This is a genomic window from Cryobacterium sp. GrIS_2_6 (assembly GCF_035984545.1).
In the GTDB taxonomy this organism is placed as follows: domain Bacteria; phylum Actinomycetota; class Actinomycetes; order Actinomycetales; family Microbacteriaceae; genus Cryobacterium.
Map to the genome: position 1 here is coordinate 4,178,184 of NZ_JAXCHP010000001.1, position 19,437 is coordinate 4,197,620.

At 62.2% G+C, this 19,437-nt stretch carries 17 protein-coding genes; 10 read left to right on the forward strand and 7 right to left on the reverse strand.

Going from position 1 to position 19,437, the window contains the following annotated elements; genetic code table 11:
* The first annotated feature begins 48 nt into the window (after positions 1–48).
* The 5 genes from RCH22_RS20255 (at position 49) to RCH22_RS20275 (ending at position 5,623) form a co-directional block, all read left to right on the forward strand.
* Positions 49–1,167 carry a 2-dehydro-3-deoxygalactonokinase gene (locus tag RCH22_RS20255; RefSeq protein ID WP_327015383.1) on the forward strand — a complete coding sequence of 373 codons (1,119 nt, stop codon included), beginning with the start codon at positions 49–51 and terminating at the stop codon, positions 1,165–1,167.
* Between the two features lie 2 nt (positions 1,168–1,169).
* On the forward strand, positions 1,170–1,820 hold the full coding sequence (locus RCH22_RS20260) for a 2-dehydro-3-deoxy-6-phosphogalactonate aldolase (protein ID WP_327015384.1): 651 nt from the start codon (positions 1,170–1,172) through the stop codon (positions 1,818–1,820).
* Positions 1,817–2,965, forward strand: a complete 1,149-nt coding sequence (dgoD, locus tag RCH22_RS20265; RefSeq protein WP_322140518.1) for a galactonate dehydratase — start codon at positions 1,817–1,819, stop codon at positions 2,963–2,965. Before RCH22_RS20260 ends, dgoD begins: the two co-directional genes overlap by 4 nt.
* An 86-nt stretch (positions 2,966–3,051) precedes the next feature.
* Positions 3,052–4,293: an MFS transporter gene (locus tag RCH22_RS20270; RefSeq protein WP_369125313.1), complete on the forward strand. Its 1,242-nt coding sequence runs from the start codon at positions 3,052–3,054 to the stop codon at positions 4,291–4,293.
* Positions 4,294–4,576: 283 nt separating this feature from the next.
* Positions 4,577–5,623 carry an NERD domain-containing protein gene (locus tag RCH22_RS20275; protein ID WP_327015386.1) on the forward strand — a complete coding sequence of 349 codons (1,047 nt, stop codon included), beginning with the start codon at positions 4,577–4,579 and terminating at the stop codon, positions 5,621–5,623.
* A 494-nt stretch (positions 5,624–6,117) separates the two neighbouring features.
* Here RCH22_RS20275 and RCH22_RS20280 read toward each other — a convergent pair whose 3' ends face one another.
* On the reverse strand, positions 6,118–6,468 hold the full coding sequence (locus RCH22_RS20280; RefSeq protein ID WP_327015387.1) for a GNAT family N-acetyltransferase: 351 nt from the start codon (positions 6,466–6,468) through the stop codon (positions 6,118–6,120).
* 384 nt (positions 6,469–6,852) lie between these two features.
* On the opposite strand from RCH22_RS20280, the gene RCH22_RS20285 reads away from it, so the two are divergent.
* Entirely contained in the window at positions 6,853–7,167 is a 315-nt protein-coding gene (locus tag RCH22_RS20285) for a DUF6457 domain-containing protein (protein WP_327015388.1), read from the forward strand.
* An 80-nt stretch (positions 7,168–7,247) separates the two neighbouring features.
* Here RCH22_RS20285 and RCH22_RS20290 read toward each other — a convergent pair whose 3' ends face one another.
* The 3 genes from RCH22_RS20290 to RCH22_RS20300 form a co-directional block, all read right to left on the reverse strand.
* On the reverse strand, positions 7,248–7,880 hold the full coding sequence (locus RCH22_RS20290) for an RNA polymerase sigma factor (RefSeq protein ID WP_327015389.1): 633 nt from the start codon (positions 7,878–7,880) through the stop codon (positions 7,248–7,250).
* Between the two features lie 104 nt (positions 7,881–7,984).
* Positions 7,985–10,342, reverse strand: a complete 2,358-nt coding sequence (locus tag RCH22_RS20295) for an FdhF/YdeP family oxidoreductase (protein ID WP_327015580.1) — start codon at positions 10,340–10,342, stop codon at positions 7,985–7,987.
* A 664-nt stretch (positions 10,343–11,006) separates the two neighbouring features.
* A complete protein-coding gene (locus RCH22_RS20300; protein ID WP_327015590.1) occupies positions 11,007–11,444 on the reverse strand; it encodes a hypothetical protein in 438 nt (145 codons plus the stop codon).
* Between RCH22_RS20300 and RCH22_RS20305 the strand changes: the two genes are divergently transcribed.
* Positions 11,346–11,582: a glycoside hydrolase family 15 protein gene (locus RCH22_RS20305; protein WP_327015581.1), complete on the forward strand. Its 237-nt coding sequence runs from the start codon at positions 11,346–11,348 to the stop codon at positions 11,580–11,582. The genes RCH22_RS20300 and RCH22_RS20305 overlap by 99 nt on opposite strands.
* Here RCH22_RS20305 and RCH22_RS20310 read toward each other — a convergent pair.
* The 3 genes from RCH22_RS20310 to RCH22_RS20320 all read right to left on the reverse strand — a co-directional run bounded on the left by RCH22_RS20310 (position 11,579) and on the right by RCH22_RS20320 (position 14,775).
* Entirely contained in the window at positions 11,579–12,406 is an 828-nt protein-coding gene (locus RCH22_RS20310) for an SDR family NAD(P)-dependent oxidoreductase (protein ID WP_327015390.1), read from the reverse strand. The genes RCH22_RS20305 and RCH22_RS20310 overlap by 4 nt on opposite strands.
* Before the next feature lie 34 nt (positions 12,407–12,440).
* On the reverse strand, positions 12,441–13,145 hold the full coding sequence (locus RCH22_RS20315) for a haloacid dehalogenase type II (RefSeq protein ID WP_327015391.1): 705 nt from the start codon (positions 13,143–13,145) through the stop codon (positions 12,441–12,443).
* A 763-nt stretch (positions 13,146–13,908) separates the two neighbouring features.
* On the reverse strand, positions 13,909–14,775 hold the full coding sequence (locus RCH22_RS20320) for a DeoR/GlpR family DNA-binding transcription regulator (RefSeq protein WP_327015392.1): 867 nt from the start codon (positions 14,773–14,775) through the stop codon (positions 13,909–13,911).
* Between the two features lie 125 nt (positions 14,776–14,900).
* Here RCH22_RS20320 and RCH22_RS20325 point away from each other — a divergent pair, with 125 nt between their 5' ends.
* From RCH22_RS20325 to xylB, 3 genes are read left to right on the forward strand one after another with little or no spacing between them, the layout of a single operon-like run.
* On the forward strand, positions 14,901–16,277 hold the full coding sequence (locus tag RCH22_RS20325) for an MFS transporter (RefSeq protein WP_327015393.1): 1,377 nt from the start codon (positions 14,901–14,903) through the stop codon (positions 16,275–16,277).
* Positions 16,278–16,337: 60 nt separating this feature from the next.
* On the forward strand, positions 16,338–17,861 hold the full coding sequence (locus RCH22_RS20330; RefSeq protein ID WP_327015394.1) for a mannitol dehydrogenase family protein: 1,524 nt from the start codon (positions 16,338–16,340) through the stop codon (positions 17,859–17,861).
* Positions 17,858–19,294: a xylulokinase gene (gene xylB, locus RCH22_RS20335; RefSeq protein ID WP_327015395.1), complete on the forward strand. Its 1,437-nt coding sequence runs from the start codon at positions 17,858–17,860 to the stop codon at positions 19,292–19,294. The genes RCH22_RS20330 and xylB overlap by 4 nt, the downstream gene beginning before the upstream one ends.
* Positions 19,295–19,437: the final 143 nt, after the last annotated feature.

Genomic DNA, 19,437 nt, shown 5'->3' on the forward strand with positions numbered 1-19,437 from the left:
CCGAGTAACTATTTCGTATACGCATGATCCCATTATATGAGACGGTGTTTGAATTATTGGGATGATCCCGTCAATCTTGTTGTGCGGGCAGGGATGCACATTCCCCTCAGCGAATCAGCAGGGAACCAAGAGTCGATGACGAATCAAAGCCGAGCCCGATTGATAGCACTGGACTGGGGGACCAGCTCGCTCAGAGCGTATCTGTTGGGCGCTGCCGGAATTGTGTTGTCGGAGCGTCGGCAAAATTCTGGTGTTCTGGCCGTGACGTCAGATGCGAATCGGGCCGGAATCGATCATAGGCAGGCCTTTGAACACTGCTTCGAGGCGCTCTGCGGCGATTGGCTCACGCTTTGGCCCAACGTTCCCGTCATCGCCTGCGGCATGGTCGGAAGCAATCAGGGCTGGGCCGAGACCCCGTATCGCAAGCTGCCTTCTGACCTTGCCACCGCGGGAATCCTGACTCCCGTTCCAACGAAGCGACACGTCATGGTTCACATAATTCCCGGATTGATCGCTGATTCAGATTTTCCTGACGTTATTCGCGGCGAAGAAACTCAGGTACTTGGGGCATTGATGAGCGCCCCTCAGCTCAACGCTCATCAGCGCGACGAGCGGATCGTTTTGTTGCCGGGGACCCATTCCAAGTGGGTGCGGGTTTCGGGAACGACCGTGACCGCCTTCACGACGTACATGACCGGCGAGTTTTTTTCACTGCTCGCGACTAAGAGCACTTTGTCCCTTCAAGCTGTCCGATCGCAGAAACCCGATTGGAAAGCATTCGCCGGGGGCCTCGAGGTCGCTGCGGCTCCGAATGGTGGAATCTTGATGACGGCGTTCGGAGCTCGCACGCTGGTCATGACCGGCAAGCTGCACCCGACCCAGGTTGAGGATTATCTTTCAGGCCTGTTGATTGGTACCGAAATCGCCGGAATTCGAGCATCCTGGCTCGGCGAATTCTCCGGAGAGATCCTCCTTTGCGGTGAGCCCGACCTCAACGATCGATATCGGCGAGCACTCAAGAGGTTCGGTCTGCAGGTGGCACACGAGACGACTACCTCGGCTGTGGCAGGGATGTGGCACGCAGCCACTGCGGCCGGGCTCCTCTCCGAGACCAGGATCCTGCCCTCCCAACCCTTCCAGCAACATCCTTCAATGTCGAAAGGCTGAACGTGAAATCCACAACCGAAACACCCACGACCTACCCAGGTCTCATCGCGATTCTTCGGGGACTGACGACGGAGGAGGCCCCCGAGGTCGGCGAGTGCCTGTACGACGCCGGCTTCCGTTCCCTTGAGGTGCCGTTCAACTCGCCCGACCCTCTCGCCACGATCACTGCCCTGCGCGAAAGGCTTCCAATGGATTGCCTGGTGGGTGCTGGAACTGTGCTCACAGTAGATCAGGTTCGTCAATGCCACGACGCCGGGGGGCAGATCGTCGTCTCACCCAATACCGACACCGCTGTGATTGCAGAAACCGTGCGTCTAGGGATGCAGAGTTTCCCCGGAGCAGCCACGCCCAGCGACGCATTCGCGGCTATCGGCGCCGGCGCGAAAAATGTCAAGATCTTCCCCTCCGAACAGGTCGGGATCAACGGGCTCAAAGCCTGGACAGCAGTCGTTCCCAAAGAAATCCATCTAATTCCTGTTGGCGGCATTGAAGCAACCAACATCGAAATCTGGATGGCAGCCGGCGCAACCGGTTTTGGAATCGGCTCGTCACTGTACAAACCAGGCATCGCTATCGGGGACCTCCGACAGCGCGCCATCGCCATGATTGCAGCCTGGAAATCGGCACTCGCCTCGACAAGGAAGTCAGCATGAAAATCACGAAACTCACCACTTACTCGGTACCACCGCGCTGGCTCTTCCTGAAAATTGAGACCGACGAGGGCATCATCGGCTGGGGTGAACCCGTGCTCGAGGGGCGCGCAGCAACTGTCGCCGCAGCGGTTGAAGAACTCTCCGACTACGTGATCGGCAAGGACCCCCGCAACATCGAGGACATCTGGACTGTGCTCTACCGCGCCGGCTTCTATCGCGGAGGCGGAATCCACATGAGCGCCCTCGCCGGCATCGACCAGGCGCTCTGGGACATCAAAGGCAAAGCGCTCGGTGTCCCGGTACACGAGCTGCTCGGTGGCAAGGTCCGCGACAAGATTCGCGTGTATTCCTGGATCGGCGGCGACCGTCCCTCCGATACGGCGAAAGCGGCAAAGGATGCCGTCGAGCGCGGTTTCACCGCTGTGAAGATGAACGGCACGGAAGAGCTGCAGTTCATCGATACCTGGGACAAAGTCGAAAAGTGCATCGCGAATGTGACGGCGGTGCGTGAAGCCGTCGGCAAAAACGTCGGCATCGGCGTTGACTTTCACGGTCGCGTCCACAAGCCGATGGCGAAGGTCTTGATCAAGGAGCTGGAGCCCTACAAGCTGATGTTCATCGAGGAGCCTGTCCTCAGCGAAAACGTCAGCAGCCTGCTGGACGTCATGAGGAACACCCCCACACCTATTGCCCTGGGCGAAAGGCTCTTCTCCCGTTGGGATTTCAAGGACATCATCGCCAGCGGGGCTGTCGATATCATCCAGCCCGACCCGTCGCACTGCGGTGGCATTACGGAAGTTCGAAAGATCGCGGCTATGGCCGAAGCGTATGACGTCGCCGTCGCGCTGCATTGCCCACTCGGGCCCATCGCGCTCGCCGCTTGTCTCCAGGTAGATGCCAATGTCTACAACGCCTTCATCCAAGAGCAAAGCCTGGGTATTCACTACAACAAGTCCAATGATCTGCTCGACTACGTGGTCGATCCTGGCGTATTCGCCTACAACGACGGTATGGTCGCCATCCCGAACGGGCCAGGCCTGGGCATCGAAGTCAACGAAGAGTATGTCCTCGAACGCGCCCAGGAAGGCGCCCGCTGGCGAAACCCAGTCTGGCGTCACACTGACGGTTCTTTCGCGGAGTGGTGACCCGAATGCCAACCTCGACCGCAACACGTCCGGAAAGGCCCACCGCACTGGCGGGGACAACCAAAGTCCGCTACGTGATAGCGATAATGCTGTTCGTTACCGTGGTTATCAACTACATGGACCGAGCGAATCTCTCCGTCGCCGCACCACTCATCTCCAAAGAATTTGGCCTGGACACAGCGCAGCAAGGACTCCTGCTATCTGCATTCGGCTGGACCTATGCCGCGCTTCAGCTCCCTGGTGGCTGGCTCGTAGATCGCGTCCATCCGCGCCTGCTGTACCCGGCGTGTTTGGTGCTCTGGTCAGCTGCAACGATCTTCATGGGCATTGTCGGCAGCTTCGCGGCCCTCATCGTGCTCCGGCTCGCCGTCGGTATCTTCGAGGCTCCCGCCTATCCGATCAACAACAAGGTCGTCACGAGATGGTTCCCCGAGCGGGAACGCGCCACCGCTATCGGGTTCTACACCTCGGGCCAGTTCATCGGCCTGGCTCTGCTCACACCTGTGCTGACGTGGCTCCAGTACGTGCTCAGCTGGCACTGGATCTTTGTTCTGACTGGTGCGGCGGGAGTGGTCTGGGCGCTTGTCTGGTACATCGTCTACCGCAACCCTCGTGAGTCGACGAAGGCCAACGCCCAGGAAATCGCATTCATCAAAGAAGGCGGCGGTCTCGTCGACCTGGATGCGACGCCAGCCAAAGCCCCAAGAGAACGGATTGCCTGGGCGGACATGCTTATCGTTCTCCGCCGACGCAAGCTGTGGGGCATCTACCTCGGCCAATTCTGCCTGACGTCAACCTTGTGGTTCTTCCTCACCTGGTTCCCGAGCTACCTCGTGAACTACCGCCACATGGACTACATCAAGAGTGGATTCCTCGTCTCGCTCCCGTTCCTGGCCGCACTCGTAGGGGTGCTTCTCGGCGGGGTCCTTTCCGACAACCTCGTCAAGAGGGGATTCAACCTCGGGCTGGCGCGCAAGCTGCCGATCATCGCTGGTCTGCTCCTTTCAATGACCATGATCGGAGCGAACTTCACGGACGACACCACTCTCGTCGTCATGTTCATGTCGCTGGCGTTCTTCGGCAATGGCCTGGCATCGATTACGTGGTCTCTGGTCTCGGCAATGGCTCCAGCCCGTCTGATGGGACTGACCGGTGGCATGTTCAACTTCATCGGTAATCTCTCGTCAATCGCGACTCCCATCGTGATCGGCTTGCTCGTATCCAAGACCGACTTCGCCCCTGCGTTCGTCTACATGACGCTCATCACGGCTGCCGGGATCTGCTCCTACGTGTTCTTGGTTGGAAAAGTTGAACGCGTGATCGAATAGCGTGACCGATCGAGACGTGCTTACAACCGAAATGACATCGGGAGCACTGCACCCGAGGCGCTGGCATTGTTGCGAGAGCAGCGCACGGCGTCTCGGGTTCCGTCGTTTCGGCGACGTGCTCGGAGTTCGGTCGCCTCGAACCCCATAGTGGGGGACGAGGATGCCGGTCGCGTGCGGGTAGCGTCAGGCTACGGGGGTACGGGTGGCAATGTCTGACAATGTGGACGGGCGCGTTGACTTTGCGGGCATTCAGGCTTTGTGCTCGCGCGGAGCTGGCTACTCTGTGGCGGCGAAATGCCTACAGGTCCAGGCTGCCGCTGAGGCTCTCGATCCTTCCCTGCGGTCCTCCGCCGGGCTAACTCTGCATGCGGATGCCCGGTCCTGGTACGTCGGCGCTCTCGGCGAGATCGAGGTCGGCTTGCTTCTTGCTGCGCTAGGTCCGAAGTGGTTCATGCGGCATGCGGTGCCGATCGGTGCCGGCACCAAGGATGTGGACCACCTCGTCATCGGGCCCGGCGGAGTGTTCGCGATCAACACGAAGTACCACGCGGGCGCATCCGTTTGGGTGGGCGACTACGTGCTTCGCGTTAACAACGCGAACACCCGCCACCTGAAGCAGGCCCAGAGCGACACGATCGATGTGGGCCGACGGCTGACGGCAAAGGTCGGCTTCCCCGTGCCGGTCATTTCGGTCCTGGCCATTCTTGGTGCGAGGTCGATCAGCGACAAGCGGGCCCCCGACGCGGGCATGGTTTCTGTTGTGGATGCGAAGGAACTTGTCGCCTGGCTCGTGGCCCGGCCTCAGCACTTGAGTGACAGCGAATTGGCCTTGATCGAGTTCGCAGCCGAAGAACCGGAAACCTGGCATGTCGACCCGAGAGCAGCAGACGCGCTGCGGGTGATGCCACGTTTCGAGCGACTCGTCGTTCAGGTCGGGACGCCGAGCGTTCCCACTGCGGTTCGCTCTCGAGCCAAGGCCGCGCCGACTCGAAGCACATCTCGCCCCGCGACCCATGCTCCCAACCGCGCTCCGAATCGCGCTCCCGTCCGCAGCCGCGCGACTCCGCCCCGCTCCCCGGCACGACGGAAGGGCCGACAGCGAGTGACACTGAGTGACCTCGTCAAGCTGTGGCTCGCTTGCGGACTCATCATCACAGCGATGTCGGTGCTCCAAGGCGTCGCGAACCAGCCGTGCACCTCCACGGCCGGTTGCGTGCTGCCCTCGCTGCTCGTGGCGTTCGCTCCGCTCCTGCACCTTGGAGTGGTGGGCGTGATCGTTGCGGCTCTTGTCGGGTCGATTCTCTGGTTTGTTCGACGATTCACGCACTAGACGATGTCGCGACCTGAGGTTGTGATCGCGGAGCCGCTATGTGTGTACTTCTGTGTACCTGGTAGAATTTGGGATTCTTAAATCCTGATCAAGGGCATATTTGCGTCGAAAGTAATATCGCTTTCGGTTGTGTCCTAAGGAAACGGTTGGGGGTCCGAATCCCTCCAGGGGCACACTTTTTTGGGCCGAAACAAGCCTTATCGGCGTTTTTGGTTACTTTGACAGTTGATATGGACCGTTTTTCTTCCTGGGCATGGGTGTATCCGTGTGTGTACCAAGCAGGGAATGGTTTGCGCCGGGTCAGAAAGCCCGTACGTCTGGGAATCCCCGCATTGCCGGAGGATCCAGTCGCCCGTCGCGATGGTCAACCCCACGGGGCCCTATCACGAGAGATCTCTCAAAGGTCGCCTTGAGGCTCTCGTCGCCGCTACCCGGAAGCAGAGCCTCCGCAGAGTTCTTCGATAATTGAGGCGTAGCGAGGCTGAGCATCGTTCTTAGATGACGTATCCGAGGTGCTCGTTCATGCGGATGCTGCCGGCGTTGGACTGAGCGCCGCCCTTGCCGAAGATCCTGATGCCGTCGGCGGGTAGAGAGTTGATTGACGCGGCCTTGACGGCGACGGCGAGCCCTCTGCGCCTGAAGGAAGGGTGGACGGACGTGCATTCAGTTTCCGCGCGCACCAAGGTCACGCCGATGACGCTGACGGCGACGAGCTGCCCGGAATTGATGTCGCCGAAGAAGTGGTGGCCGGACCGCCAGAGTTCGAGCATGTCGGATTCGTCGCGGTTCGGCACTGCTCGGGTCGGTCGGAATGGCGACACCCCGCGCATGTACTCGGCACCCATACCGTGCCGCCCTGAGAACCGAAGGTGTCTTCGACCTCAACTATCTCTGCCAACAACGAGGTCTACGACAACGCCTTTGGGGAGGAAGACGGTGTCGCTTGCCCTGAGGTACTCGTCCGAGACGGTTCGATTCTGTGAGTCTTCTTATCGACGCTGGATACGACCGCGGTGGGCGGTCAATCGAACTTACTTTGATGGACAACAGTTAGTAGCCGGCGATGAGGCAGGACCGCCCGCGCTCGGGCCTTTGGGCCCAGCAAATCGTCAAATCCCGGCGGGAGAGTTCTGTAGTAACCGCGCGTTGTGCTGAGCCGACAACGGTGCCAATCTTGATGAATGCAGTTCCCGGGCATTCCGGGAGGAACCACCGTTTGGGGAGCACCGATGACCGATTCGTCCGATGAAGAGCTCGCACTAGCCCAATGGAGTCGCCGTCTCACTCAGGCGCTGCAGATCCTGGACCTGGAAGTCGATACCCAGGTGATCCTGCAGTTGGCCGAGGAATCCACGTCGGTGAGTCCCTCCGCCGGGCCCATCAGCGCCTTTGTCGTGGGCTTCGCAGCCGGACAGGCAACCAACAGCGGCAAGAGGGACGTTCAGTCCGCCGTCGACACGGCGGTACAGAAGGCCCGTGGCCTGGTCAGCGGCGGTACTCAGGACGGTCCCGACAGTAAGGGCTGGGTCGACTCAGCCCAATAAGAACGCTGGGCGCCGCGAGGGCATGGGGAGTTCGCGAAGTCCGGTTTCACGGCAGATCTGCCCACCTGTGCCGGCGTTGGTCATGCACGGTCGTTGTTCGGTTCCCAATCGTTTTGTGTACGTATTCTCGCAGCTTGATGCGGGCGTCTAGCGCCAAGGGCCATCTCGTTGGCGAGAGTATGACGAAATCGAGCGAGAAATCCGCGTACTGCTGGTACTGGAACTCCGAGTTTGCCTGCGATCACCGAGTAACTCAAGCCCGAGCACCCACGCATCAGCCACGCGCGCCGCCGATCGGCAGGCAGGCTGGCCAGCACCTTCGACAGTGCATCGCGTTGCCGGAGCAGTTCTGTAACCTGAAAAGGCCCGTTGCGGAGGACCTCTGGTGTGTTGTCATCAAGCGGGATGGCAGACGAAAGCCGCATCCGCACCCGATCCATACTCTTGTTCCGCCCGACCCGCATCAACCAGGACTTCACGCACTGGCCGTCATGCAACGTCGATAATTTTTGCCAAGCGATAATGCACGACTCCTGCACGACGTCGTCTTCAGTGCTGGAGCCGAGTAGCCGCAGAGCGTAAGAGCGCATCAGAGGTCGATGCCGGCGCAGAAGGATCGCAAAGGCAGGCTCGCTTCCCGCGACGGCGTAGTTGACAAGAACATCATCAGTGTTGTTCTCAAATTGCAGCGTACAAACGTCGTGGCGTGACATCACGTCAGCGCGGGCCGGGCCGCCCGTGGCAGAGTGCGACAACAAAACGCTGCCAGCGTGAAACCACACAATATGGGAGTTCGAATTTCAGGAACTCCCTGACGTTACGCCGGAGCGGCGGCGGCGGCCCCGGACGTTGCCGCCGCACCAGCCGTTTCAGTCTCGGCGGACCGGGGCAGCCGCAGACGAACGATGACGGCCTTCGAGACTGGCGTGTTGCTGCCATCCGCCACGTGATCGAGCGGCACGAGGACATTTGCCTCCGGATAGTAGGCAGCGGCGCAACCGCGCGGTGTGGGGTAGGAGACCACGCGGTAATCGCGGAGTACCCGCTCCTTGCCGTCCTCGTACTCCCCATAGACATCCACCGGTTGACCGTCGGCCAAACCTAGTTCGGTGATGTCCTCGGCGTTGACCATGATGACGTGACGGCCTTTCTTGATTCCCCGGTATCGATCGTTGAAGCCGTAGATGGTCGTATTGAACTGATCATGCGAGCGCAGGGTCTGCAGGATCAGCGTCCCGGTAGGGCGTTCCACCGCCTCAAGGTCGTTCGCCGTCAAAACTGCCTTGCCGGTCGGCGTATGGAAGGTGCGTGAGTCCCGAGGGCCGTTCTCCAGAATGAAGCCGCCGTCCTGACGGATCCGCTCGTTGTAGTTCTCACACCCTGCCACCACCCGGGAAATATGGTCACGGATCAAGTCGTAGTTCTTTTCAAAGCCGTCCCAGTCGGCGTTGATCTTGTTCCCGAGAGTCGCCTTGGCCAGCCGCGAGATAATCGACACTTCGGACAGAAGCGTGTGGGCTACCGGTTCGACCCTGCCCCAGGATGCGTGCACGGCGCACACGGTGTCCTCAACTGAGACAAACTGCTTGCCGGTCTCCTGTATGTCAATCTCAGTGCGACCCATGGTGGGCAGGATGAGCGCTTCTTTCCCGGTGGAGATGTGGGACCGGTTGAGCTTGATGGAGATCTGGGCAGTGAAGTCGGTCCGTTCCATCGCCGCTTCCGCTGCGTCTGTGTCGGAGATCGCCGCCACGAGGTTTCCCCCGAGGGCCAGGAAGAACTTGATCTTTCCTTCCTGCATCCGGCGGATCGTTTCGACGGCGTCGGCACCATGCTCCCGCGGAGGTTCGAAGTCGAACTCCTTCCCGAGGGCGTTCAGGAATGCCGGCGGCATCTGCTCCCAGATGCCCATGGTGCGGTCGCCCTGCACGTTGCTGTGGCCGCGGATCGGGGAGGCGCCGGCTCCGGGCTTGCCGATGTTGCCCCGCAGCAGCAGGAGGTTGATGATCTCCTTAATGGTGGCGACCCCCTTCTTCTGCTGCGTGATGCCCATTGCCCACGTGATGATGACCCTGTCCGCTTTCAGGTACCGCTCGGCTAGCTCGTCGATCTCCTCGATCCGCAAGCCGGTCGCTTCGAGCACCTCCTGCTCGTCGAGTTGAGCTAGGTGCTCCTTCAGCTCCTCAAGGCCTTCGCAGTGCTCCGCCAGGAACTTGTGGTCAAGAACAGTGCCGGGGTTCCTGGCCTCGGCGTCGAGCACCCGCTTGGAAACCGCCTGCAGCAAGGCCATGTCCCCGCCCAGCCGGATCTGCAGGAACTGGTCGGCCAACTCGGTGCCCTTTCCTGCCACGCCGCGAAGCTTTTGCGGGTTCTTGTACCGCTTGAGCCCCGCCTCCGGCAGTGGATTGACAGCGACCAAGGAGCCGCCGTTGCGCTTGCACGCCTCCAGCTCGTTGAGCATGCGGGGATGATTCGTGCCGGGGTTCTGCCCCATCAAAATGATCAGGTCCGCCGCCGCGTAATCGTCGAAGGTGACCGTTGCCTTGCCGACGCCGATGGTCTGGCCCATCGCCCAGCCCGAGGACTCGTGGCACATGTTCGAACAGTCCGGCAAGTTATTAGTGCCATAGCCGCGCACGAACAACTGGTACAGGAACGCCGCCTCATTGGATGTGCGGCCGCTGGTGTAGAAGGCCGCTTGATCCGGAGAGCCCAAGGCGTTTAGCCTCGTGGCGACCAGTTCGATGGCCTCGTCCCAGGTGATGGGGTGGTAGTAATCCTCGTCGGCGGGCTTGTAGACGGGCTCGGTCAGCCGGCCCTGCATGCCCAGCCAGTACTCGCTGCGTGCCCGCAGGTCGCTCACGGAATGCTCCGCCCAGAATTCAGAGCCGATGACGATGGGAGTCGCCTCCCAGGTGACGGCCTTGGCGCCCTCCTCGCAAAATTCAAACGCTTTGCGGTGGTGCGGGTCAGGCCAGGCGCAACTGGGGCAGTCGAAGCCGTCTTTCTGGTTCATGGCGAGCACCGTTTCGCGGGTGCGGTTGACACCCATGTGCTCGATCGCCGGCACCATGGAGTGCATTACGCCCGGGATTCCCGCGGCCCACTCCTCGGGTTCGCTGACCTCGAGTTCGCGCTCATCGGCTTCCTCGACCTTCGGATTCTTCCTCGCCATGGCCATGCCCCTCAGATCCAGTATCGCCGCGGGCGCCCCAGATGGGGTGCCGCACCTTTGGATCAACAGTAAACGCCTCACGAGGGTTACCGGAAGAAGAAAGTGGTCGCGGGCCGGGAACGGTCGTGCGACTGCAGCGCCCGGCGCGGGCACCGCGAAGCTGCTGTAGGTGCTGGTGATCACGGCGGCGCACTGCGAGTAGGTCTCGGTCTGCCAGACCGGCTCGAGCATCCCCGGCATAAGGTCGCCGCGGCGGATGTTCTTCCAAACGGTGATGCCGCCGTAGAAGTCGTAAGGCACGTCGGCGGTCTCATCGATGGTCGGTTCGACCTCCCCCGGGGTCGGCTGCGGAGAGAAGCTGTTCGCGGCCCCAACCGGAGACCGACGTCCCTGGTCACCACTCGCACGAGAGGCCAACCCGTTGATATCGACACCCGCAGAACCGTTCCCCCGCATCGCCGTGCGCATCTCGCGGCGGCCCGATTATCTGCGAGAGCACCACGCGGCGCCCTCCCTTCTGATTGGGCACTCGCTGGGCGGCGCCGCGGTGCTCGCCGTCACCGACCGCATCCCCAAGGTGTGCGACGTCGCGACAATCGGTGCGCCAGCCGATCCGGAACACCTCGCCCATCTGCGAGGTGAGAGCCGAGCCGAGCGTCAGCGGTTACGAGAAATCGCCGCCACATGCCCCGTGCACCGTACCTTGCAATCCGAAATCGTCATCGACACGACCGTCTCCGACGACGGTGGCGATCCAACAGCGACAAGGGATGAGCTGGATGTCGGTGACATATCGGCCTCGTCCGGAATACGGTCTGGTGGTGCCCATCTTCAGCGAGATCGTTTCCGGCTCCGTGGCCACGGGAGGGTCCGGGCGGCTCACCCTGTCGATGCCGGACACGATCACCGACGGCAGCTTGGCGAAATTGAGCCCGCCACACGAGAGTTCCTGATTGCAGGTGCCGATGCTGCCGCGCGCCAGCGGGAACAACCGGACAACGGCATCTGTGAAGTCCGCGGCGAGCCGCGGCACTTCCTCTCTTCGAAGCTGATGTGCTGGGTCGCGCTCGACCGCGCGATCAGCATGGCTGAGCAGTTGCACGCCGCCCACGCCGTTGACGAGTGGTCGTCGACGGCCGCCAAAATCCGCGCCGCCATCCTCACGCGGGGGTGGAATGAGGAGGCTGGTGCGTTCACGCAGTGTAGGGTGCCTGACCGTGCCGGTGGCGCGACCGCTTAGATGCTGCGGTGGTCGCGTACGGCGAGTTCGAGGGCCTCGAGGTTGGGTTCGAGGGCCGCATCCACCGCCAGGGGGTCAGTGATGTTCAGTTGCTGCATCGCACGGCGGCTTTCCGGTGCGGTGTTGATCTCATGCGCGCCGGCCTCCAGCGCGGCAATGAGCTCGGTGATGACGTCAGCCAGGCTGCTTCGTCCCCACCCGAGATCGGAACCGGCGTTCTGTGAGGTCATCATGGCCGTGTCGGTCGCTCCGGGATAGACGGTCGCAACATGCACTCCCGTTCCGATCAACTCGCGGCGAAGCGATTCTCCGAACTGCGAAATGCCCGATTTCGTTGCCGCATAGACCGCATAGAAGGGCATGCCGACGAGCGCAATCCCGCTGGAAACGTTTAGGAGGATGCTGCCGCGTTCCTTCCCGCTCTGCCGAAGCCTGGGCAGCAGGGTCTTGGTCAGCAGGATTGGGGCGGTGAGATTCAGACCGATCATCGAGTGGACATCCGCATCGGCGGTGAGGTCGAGCCTGCCCGCGCGCACGTTGCCGGCGTTGTTGACGAGGAGATCGAGGCTGCTCCAGGACGCAACCGCGTGCGCGATCCGCTCCACGGCGCCGAGCTGGGTCAGGTCTTCGACCAGGATCTCGGTCGTTCCGCCCAGGGAAGCCACGAGCCGGGCGGTTTCGGTGAGCGTGGACAGCTGCCGGCCGACCAGTAGCAGGTGACCTCCGCGTTGACCGAATTCGAGGGCGAGCGCTCGACCGATGCCCTGTCCGGCACCCGTGACGATTCCGCGGCGATTGATGAGATCCAGGTGATTCAATTCCATGAGTGAGTTTATTTCGTTGATTCGGGCTGGATGGTCAGTTTTCGCGGGTTGTGCGTACGGGGTCGTGTGCGAGGCGGGTGGCAAGCTCGCCGAGGGAGGTGATGGTGTAGTCCGGCGCCGCGAAATAGTCGGGGTAGCTCTCGGTGGTGCGGTTCAGCCACGCGGTGCGGAGGCCCGCCTGGGCCGCTCCGTGGATGTCCCAGGGGTGCACGGCGACCAGGAGCATGTCGGCCGGTTGGACCCCACAGACATCAGCGGCATAGTCGTACGCGGCCCGTACCGGCTTCCACGCGGGTGCGTCCTCAACCGTGAGCAGGTCTTCGAAGTCGTTCCGGAGGCCCGCCCCGGCCAGCAAGGCCTCCGCCACCTGAGCGGACCCGTTGGAGAAGGTAAAGAGGCGCATTTCCATGCTCTTCAGAGCCCGGATACCCTCCGCGATGTCCGGGTGCACGCTCAATGTGCCGAAGCCGTCCATGATGTGATTCACCGCATCGTCGAGGCTGCGGGACAGGGCGGAGTCACGGAGGAATCCGCGCAGGATCTCGGAGCCAATGACGGCGAATTTCGCCGAGCCACCGGCGGCGGCGAGGGCGAACCCGTCCCTGAGCAGCGTGGCGAACCAGATCCGGGCCAGGTGCGCCGGGGCGCCGACATCCACGAACCGGGCTTTCAGGGGGGACATGTCGGAGAGGGTTTCGTTGACGTCGAAAACGATCACCGACGGGGTGATGTATGTCATGGTCGGGTCCTTTTGAGGTTGGCGCAGGTGAGGAGAATCGGGGGCGGAGCCGTCGGGCGAACCAACGGATTCGCTACATAGTCTCTCCCTTAAAAACCGTTTGTCGAGCCTCGTATCCCCTCGAGCGCTGCGGACGCAAAAAGTGATCGACTTCGGTAGTGTCCTAAGGAAACGGTGGGGGGTTCGAATCCCTCCAGGGGCACACTCTTTCGGGCCGAAACGGGCCTAATCAGCATTTTAGGTCAGTTCAACAGACGATATCCGCCGCTTTCCCGTGTTTTCATGTGTGTACCGGATAGGGAATGGTTTGAACGCAGTCGGTAGGCCGCACGTCGGAGAATCTCCGCATTGCCGAACGATCCAGCCGCCCGCTGCGATGATCAAACCCGCGGGGCCGTGTCAAGATCTCTCTCTGGCCGCCTTGAGGCTCTCGTTGCGGTGTCGTGGAAGTCGAGCCTCCGCAGTGTTCTTCTACTATTGCGGCAGCGCGAGGTTGAGCCATCGCCCTTCGATGACGTATCCGAGTTGCTCGACACATGCGCATGCTGCCGGTGCCGGACCGAGCGCCGCCCGTGCCGAAAATCCCGATGCCGTCGGCGGCCGGGGCATTGATCGACGCGGCATTGAGGTCAACGGCGAGCCCCCTGAACTCATAAGACGGTTCGACGGACGTGAAGCAAGTTTCCGCGCGCACCAATTCATCGACAACGATGCACACGGCCATGCGTTCCTGACCGGTGTGATCACTCGCTCATCGCTCCCATCACAGCCGCGTGGCCGGACCTGAGTCGAGGCGGATGTCACCCTTCGTCGTCTCGACGTAGTGCACGTTCACAGAGAGTTTGTCGAGTTCGGCCCGGTGCTCGGCGGAGAGCGTCGACTCAACGAAGATGTCGTCGAAGGCGCTGAGGTCGACCACGTGGTAAAGCCCTCTGGCTTCGAATTTTGTTGAATCCATGAGGAGGACCTTGCGGTCGCCCATGCCGATAACGGCCTTCTTGGTCAGGGCGGCTTCTGCGTCGGGGTGGAACAGTGCGTCATTTTTCAGCGATGTGGTGGAGACGAAGACGACGTCGGCCGAGACCCGTTTGGTCTGTTCCACGACCACGCCGCCGAGGAAGGAGTCGGTTTCCGGGTAATACTGGCCGCCGAGGCCGACAAGGGTGATTTCGGGATGGAGCCTGGTGATGCTGTGCATAAGCCCCAGCGAGTGTGTGATGACGGCCGATGGGCGGTGGGCGTCGATCTGGTCGAACATCGCCGCGACGGTGGTGGAATCGTCGAAACCGACGATATCGCCGTCGTGGATGAGGACTGATGCCTCTCGGGCTAGAGCTCGTTTCTCCGCAACCTTTGTGCGGCGGCGTACGTGAACGTCCAGCTCTGAGAAGGCTTGGGGGAGGGTTCGGGCGCCGCCCCGCACGCGTTCGATGAGCCCTTCCCTGGACAGGACTTCAAGGTCTCGATGAATTGTCATCGAGCTCACTCCGAAAGCCCCGGCAAGGTCCTCGATCTTGGCCATATCGTGCGAATCGATGTAACGAATGAGTTCGCCGCGCCGTGCGGGCGCAGTCAGCCCGTCTCGAGATGCCGCGGTGGCATCGATGCCGGCGACCTTTTCAGTGTCCATGTTGTCAATAATAGGTCAAATGTCAGATTGACGATGTCTTTTCACACGAATGTGTTAGATCTGTGGCTTTGTGTGTTAGTTTTGGGGCGTTCACAAACTGATTGACCTTCGTAAGGACGCGAATAATGGCATCTCAGGCAGTGCATCCACAGGCCATTAGGCCTCAGCAGCCCTCTCCGGAGGGGCTTATCGACCGGCTCGGACTACCCCGCCCCCTCATCTGGGGATTTGTTGGATTAGCACTCTTCATGATCGGCGATGGTGTTGAAACTAACATCTTGTCGCCGTTCCTCAACCAGGATCACGGGTTCTCGATTCCCATGGTCGGCAGCCTCGTCACCGTGTACGGGGTCGCTGTCGCCATCGCGGCCTTCTTTTCCGCCGCTCTCTCCGACCTCTGGGGTCCGCGCCGGGTCATGATGATCGGCGCCGGCGTTTGGTTGTTCTTCGGACTCGCTTTCCTGGTCCTGGCACTGACGTCCAGCAACGTGGTACTCATATTTATCACGTACGGCATGCGGGGCTTCGGTTATCCGTTCTTCGCCTACGGGTTCCTGGTTTGGATTACCGCAACGTCGCCCGCCAAACACATGGCCAGCTCCATTGGCTGGTTCTACGTCGCTTTCACTTCTGGACTACCCACACTGGGTGCCCTCGTCGCGACGACGACCCTCGACATCTTCCACCTCTCGATGTACCAGACCCTGTGGGTCTCGCTGGTGCTGGTCATGCTGGGTGCCATCGTCTCGCTGGTCGGGGTGAAGGAGAAGATCGGTCGGGCGCCCTTGGTCGACAACCCAGACCAGGTGTTCACGGTACTGACCTATGGACTCAAACTGCTCGCGACCAAGCCCAAGGTGCTGCTGGTCATGCTCACCCGCATGATCAACTCGATCCCGACCTACGGAATGGCGATCTTCTTCCCCGCACTTTTCGTCGACCGGTTCCACTGGTCCATCGGGCAGTTCCTGATCCTGACGACCGTCATCTACGCCGTCAACATCCCGTTCAACCTGTTCTTCGGCGCGCTGGGTGATCGGGTCGGCTGGAGCCGCACGGTGGTTTGGTACGGAGCCGTTCTGTGTGCTGTTTCCATGCTGGGCCTCTACTTCGTGCCCGACTACGCAATCAGCCAGGGCTGGCCGTTCGCCTACGGCCTGACCCTCCTCGTCGGAGCTGTTTTCGGCATCGGCCTGGCCGGTTTCGTGCCGCTCTCGGCCATCGCCGTTTCCCTTGCTCCCAAGCAGCCCGGCGCCGCGATGAGCTCATACAACCTGGGCATCGGCGCGGCCGTGTTCGCGGGACCGCTGCTCGTCGCCTTGCTCTACAGCAGCCTCGGCGCGATGGGCCTCGTCATCCTGTTCTCGCTGCTCTACCTCGTCGCCGCCATCATGGCCGCCGTTCTCCGCGGGACTCAGCCCGGCTTCCATGGCGTTGCCGCCCGCGACACGAGCGACGACGACTGTCGAAGTGAGGCGGAACCCATCTTGATCGCCGGCTGACACGCGACCCGCAATCTCATACGCCTCTTCAATTTTCCGCGAACCACGTAAGGAAAGAAAATGACCAAGCTACGTAATGCAAACCTGGACACACTGAGCAGCACCGTCACGGTGCCGAGCTACGATCGCACCGGACTCACCGCCGGAATCATGCACTTCGGCGTCGGCGGCTTCCACCGCGCCCATCAGGCGCTCGTGATCGACGACCTGTTGAGCCAGGGCCTCGCCAGGGACTGGGCGATCTGCGGGATCGGCGTCCTCCCGTCCGACGCCCACATGCGCGACGTGATGAAAGCCCAGGACGGCCTCTACACGCTCGTCGAGAAGCACTCGGACGGACACCTCGAGGGCCGCGTCATCGGCTCGATCATCGACTACATGTTCGCGCCCGACGACGTCGAAGCCGTCATTGAACGGATGGCCAGCCCGACGGTACGCATCGTCTCACTCACCGTGACAGAGGGCGGCTACAACATCCACCCGGTCACCGGGGCCTTCGACCTCACCAACCCGCAGATCCAGGCCGACCTCATCCCTGACAGCGCCCCGTGCACGTTCTTCGGCATCACGATCGAAGCACTCCGCCGCCGCCGGGACCGCGGCATCACGCCCTTCACCATCATGTCCTGCGACAACTTGCAGAACAACGGCGAGGTCGCCCACCGCACCTTCATCGCATTCGCCACGGCCAAGGACGCCGAACTGGCCGCCTGGATCGAAGCATCCGTCAGCTTCCCCAATTGCATGGTCGACCGGATCACCCCGGTGACGACCGACGCCGACCGTGCACTCGTCGCCAGCACCTTCGGGGCCGAGGACCAGTGGCCGGTCGTCTGCGAACCGTTCTTCCAGTGGGTACTGCAGGATTCCTTCACAGACGGACGCCCGCCCTATGAGGAAAGCCGCACCCAGCTCGTCAGCGACGTCGAGCCCTACGAGCTGATGAAACTGCGCCTACTGAATGCGAGCCACCAGGGCCTGTGCTACTTCGCGCATCTGATGGGCTACCGGCTCGTGCACGAGGCTGCCGGCGACCCGTTGATCGCCGAGTTCCTGCGGGCCTACATGGATCGCGAAGGAACACCGACCTTGAAGCCGGTTCCCGGGATCAACCTCGAGGACTACAAGACCGAACTCATCGAACGCTTCTCCAACCCGGGCGTGAAAGACACCATCGCCCGTCTTTGCAACGAGTCGTCCGACCGGATCCCGAAGTGGCTTCTCCCGGTCGTCACTGACGAACTCGCCGTCGGCGGCCACGTCGAACTGTCGGCCGCCATCGTGGCCAGCTGGGCGCGCTACGCCGAGGGCATCGACGAAGAGGGCGAGCCGATCGATGTCTGCGACCGGATCAAGGAACGGGTGATGGCCAGTGCCGCCGGGTATCCGACCGACCCGCACTCCTTCCTCCGGGACCGCGACCTCTTCGGAGACCTCATCGAAAACGTCATCTTCGTGACGGAGTACGACCGTGCCTTGGAGCTCCTGCACCGACTCGGTGCCCGCCACACCCTCGCCATCCTGCTCGGCCACGAGACCGATCCGGCCGCGGCACCCGTCGCAGAAACCCTCGGTGCCCGATGACGCTGGTCGCCGGGGTAGACTCCTCCACCCAAGCCTGCAAAATCGTCATCCGGGACGCCGAAACCGGAGCCCTCGTCCGCACCGGGCGTGCGTCTCACCCCAACGGAACCGAGGTCAACCCCGACCACTGGTGGCACGCCCTCCAGGTCGCGATCACGGATGCAGGCGGCCTGGCCGATGTCGCGGCGATCGCTGTCGGCGGCCAGCAACACGGAATGGTCACCCTCGACTCCGACGGCACCGTCGTTCGAGACGCGCTCCTCTGGAACGACACCCGATCTGCCCCAGCGGCTCTCGACCTGATCCGCGAACTCGGCGCCGGCGACCTTGTCGCGGGTGCCGCAGCCTGGGCGGAAGCCATCGGTTCGGTGCCCGTCGCGTCGCTGACTGTCACCAAGCTCCGCTGGCTTCGCGACGCGGAACCAGTGAACGCTGCGAGGGTGGCTGCGGTGGCCCTTCCCCACGATTGGCTCACCTGGCGCCTTGCCGGACACGGCCCTGGAACGGGAGCGGCTGGACTCGCACGTTTGACCACCGACCGTTCGGACGCTTCCGGCACCGGATACTGGTCGCCAATCAGCAACGACTATCGGCTCGACCTCCTTGAACAAGGCCTCGGGCACGGCGCGATCCTCCCGCGCGTCATTCCGGCGGGAGCCCAGGCCGGAAAGACTCCGGAAGGCATTGTGCTCGGCGCTGGAGCGGGTGACAACGCGGCCGCGGCCCTGGGCCTCGGCATGGTCGAAGGTGACGTCGCGATCTCGATCGGAACCTCGGGGGTCGTGTCGGCAATTTCCGCGACACCAACCGCAGACACCAGCGGCATGGTGACCGGCTTTGCGGATGCGACCGGCGCATTCCTCCCGCTGGCCTGCACGTTGAACGCCGCCCAGGTCCTCGACGCGGCCGCCCGTATGCTCGGAGTCGACCACGCGGGACTCAGCGCGCTCGCACTGGCCGCACCCGCTGGAGCCGACGGGCTCGTTCTGGTCCCGTACCTCGAAGGCGAGCGCACACCCAACCGACCGAACGCGACCGGCGCCCTGCATGGACTGCGCGCCGTCAACACAACACCGGCACACTTCGCCAGGGCCGCCGTCGAAGGAATGCTCTGCGCCATGGCCGACGGACTAGACGCACTGCGCGAACAAGGCGTACCCATCCGCCGTGTCTTTTTGATCGGGGGCGGCGCCCAATCCGAAGCCGTGCGCCGCATCGCGCCGGCCGTTCTCGGCATTACCGTGACCGTGCCCACCCAGGGTGAATACGTTGCCGACGGCGCGGCACGACAAGCCGCCTGGGCGCTGCTCGGCACTCTGCGACCGCCAGCTTGGGAACTGTCGGAGGGTGAAACCTATCGATCCGCGTCAACGCCCCAAGTACGGGCACAGTACGCGGCCGTTCGCGAGCTCACGGCGGTGCGACCCGCGTAATTTTCGGCGGTACCAGAAATGTTCGGCCCGGGCTCGACGTCTCGTCAGAGACCGATCCCGGGCCGAATGATTTGACGATGCCTGCCCATGGTGTCTACATCCATTGGTACAACAAGTTCGACGATGAGCACCCACTACGGCCT

What these genes read in the sequence shown, in the direction of transcription:
- RCH22_RS20280 (WP_327015387.1), bottom strand. Translation starts at nt 6,468, where the DNA reads ATGGGTGCCGAGTACATGCGCGGGGTGTCGCCATTCCGACCGACCCGA.
- RCH22_RS20285 (WP_327015388.1), top strand. Translation starts at nt 6,853, where the DNA reads ATGACCGATTCGTCCGATGAAGAGCTCGCACTAGCCCAATGGAGTCGC.
- RCH22_RS20325 (WP_327015393.1), top strand. Translation starts at nt 14,901, where the DNA reads ATGGCATCTCAGGCAGTGCATCCACAGGCCATTAGGCCTCAGCAGCCC.
- RCH22_RS20270 (WP_369125313.1), top strand. Translation starts at nt 3,052, where the DNA reads ATGCTGTTCGTTACCGTGGTTATCAACTACATGGACCGAGCGAATCTC.
- RCH22_RS20315 (WP_327015391.1), bottom strand. Translation starts at nt 13,145, where the DNA reads ATGACATACATCACCCCGTCGGTGATCGTTTTCGACGTCAACGAAACC.
- RCH22_RS20295 (WP_327015580.1), bottom strand. Translation starts at nt 10,342, where the DNA reads ATGGCGAGGAAGAATCCGAAGGTCGAGGAAGCCGATGAGCGCGAACTC.
- dgoD (WP_322140518.1), top strand. Translation starts at nt 1,817, where the DNA reads ATGAAAATCACGAAACTCACCACTTACTCGGTACCACCGCGCTGGCTC.
- RCH22_RS20310 (WP_327015390.1), bottom strand. Translation starts at nt 12,406, where the DNA reads ATGGAATTGAATCACCTGGATCTCATCAATCGCCGCGGAATCGTCACG.
- xylB (WP_327015395.1), top strand. Translation starts at nt 17,858, where the DNA reads ATGACGCTGGTCGCCGGGGTAGACTCCTCCACCCAAGCCTGCAAAATC.
- RCH22_RS20330 (WP_327015394.1), top strand. Translation starts at nt 16,338, where the DNA reads ATGACCAAGCTACGTAATGCAAACCTGGACACACTGAGCAGCACCGTC.
- RCH22_RS20290 (WP_327015389.1), bottom strand. Translation starts at nt 7,880, where the DNA reads ATGTCACGCCACGACGTTTGTACGCTGCAATTTGAGAACAACACTGAT.
- RCH22_RS20320 (WP_327015392.1), bottom strand. Translation starts at nt 14,775, where the DNA reads ATGGACACTGAAAAGGTCGCCGGCATCGATGCCACCGCGGCATCTCGA.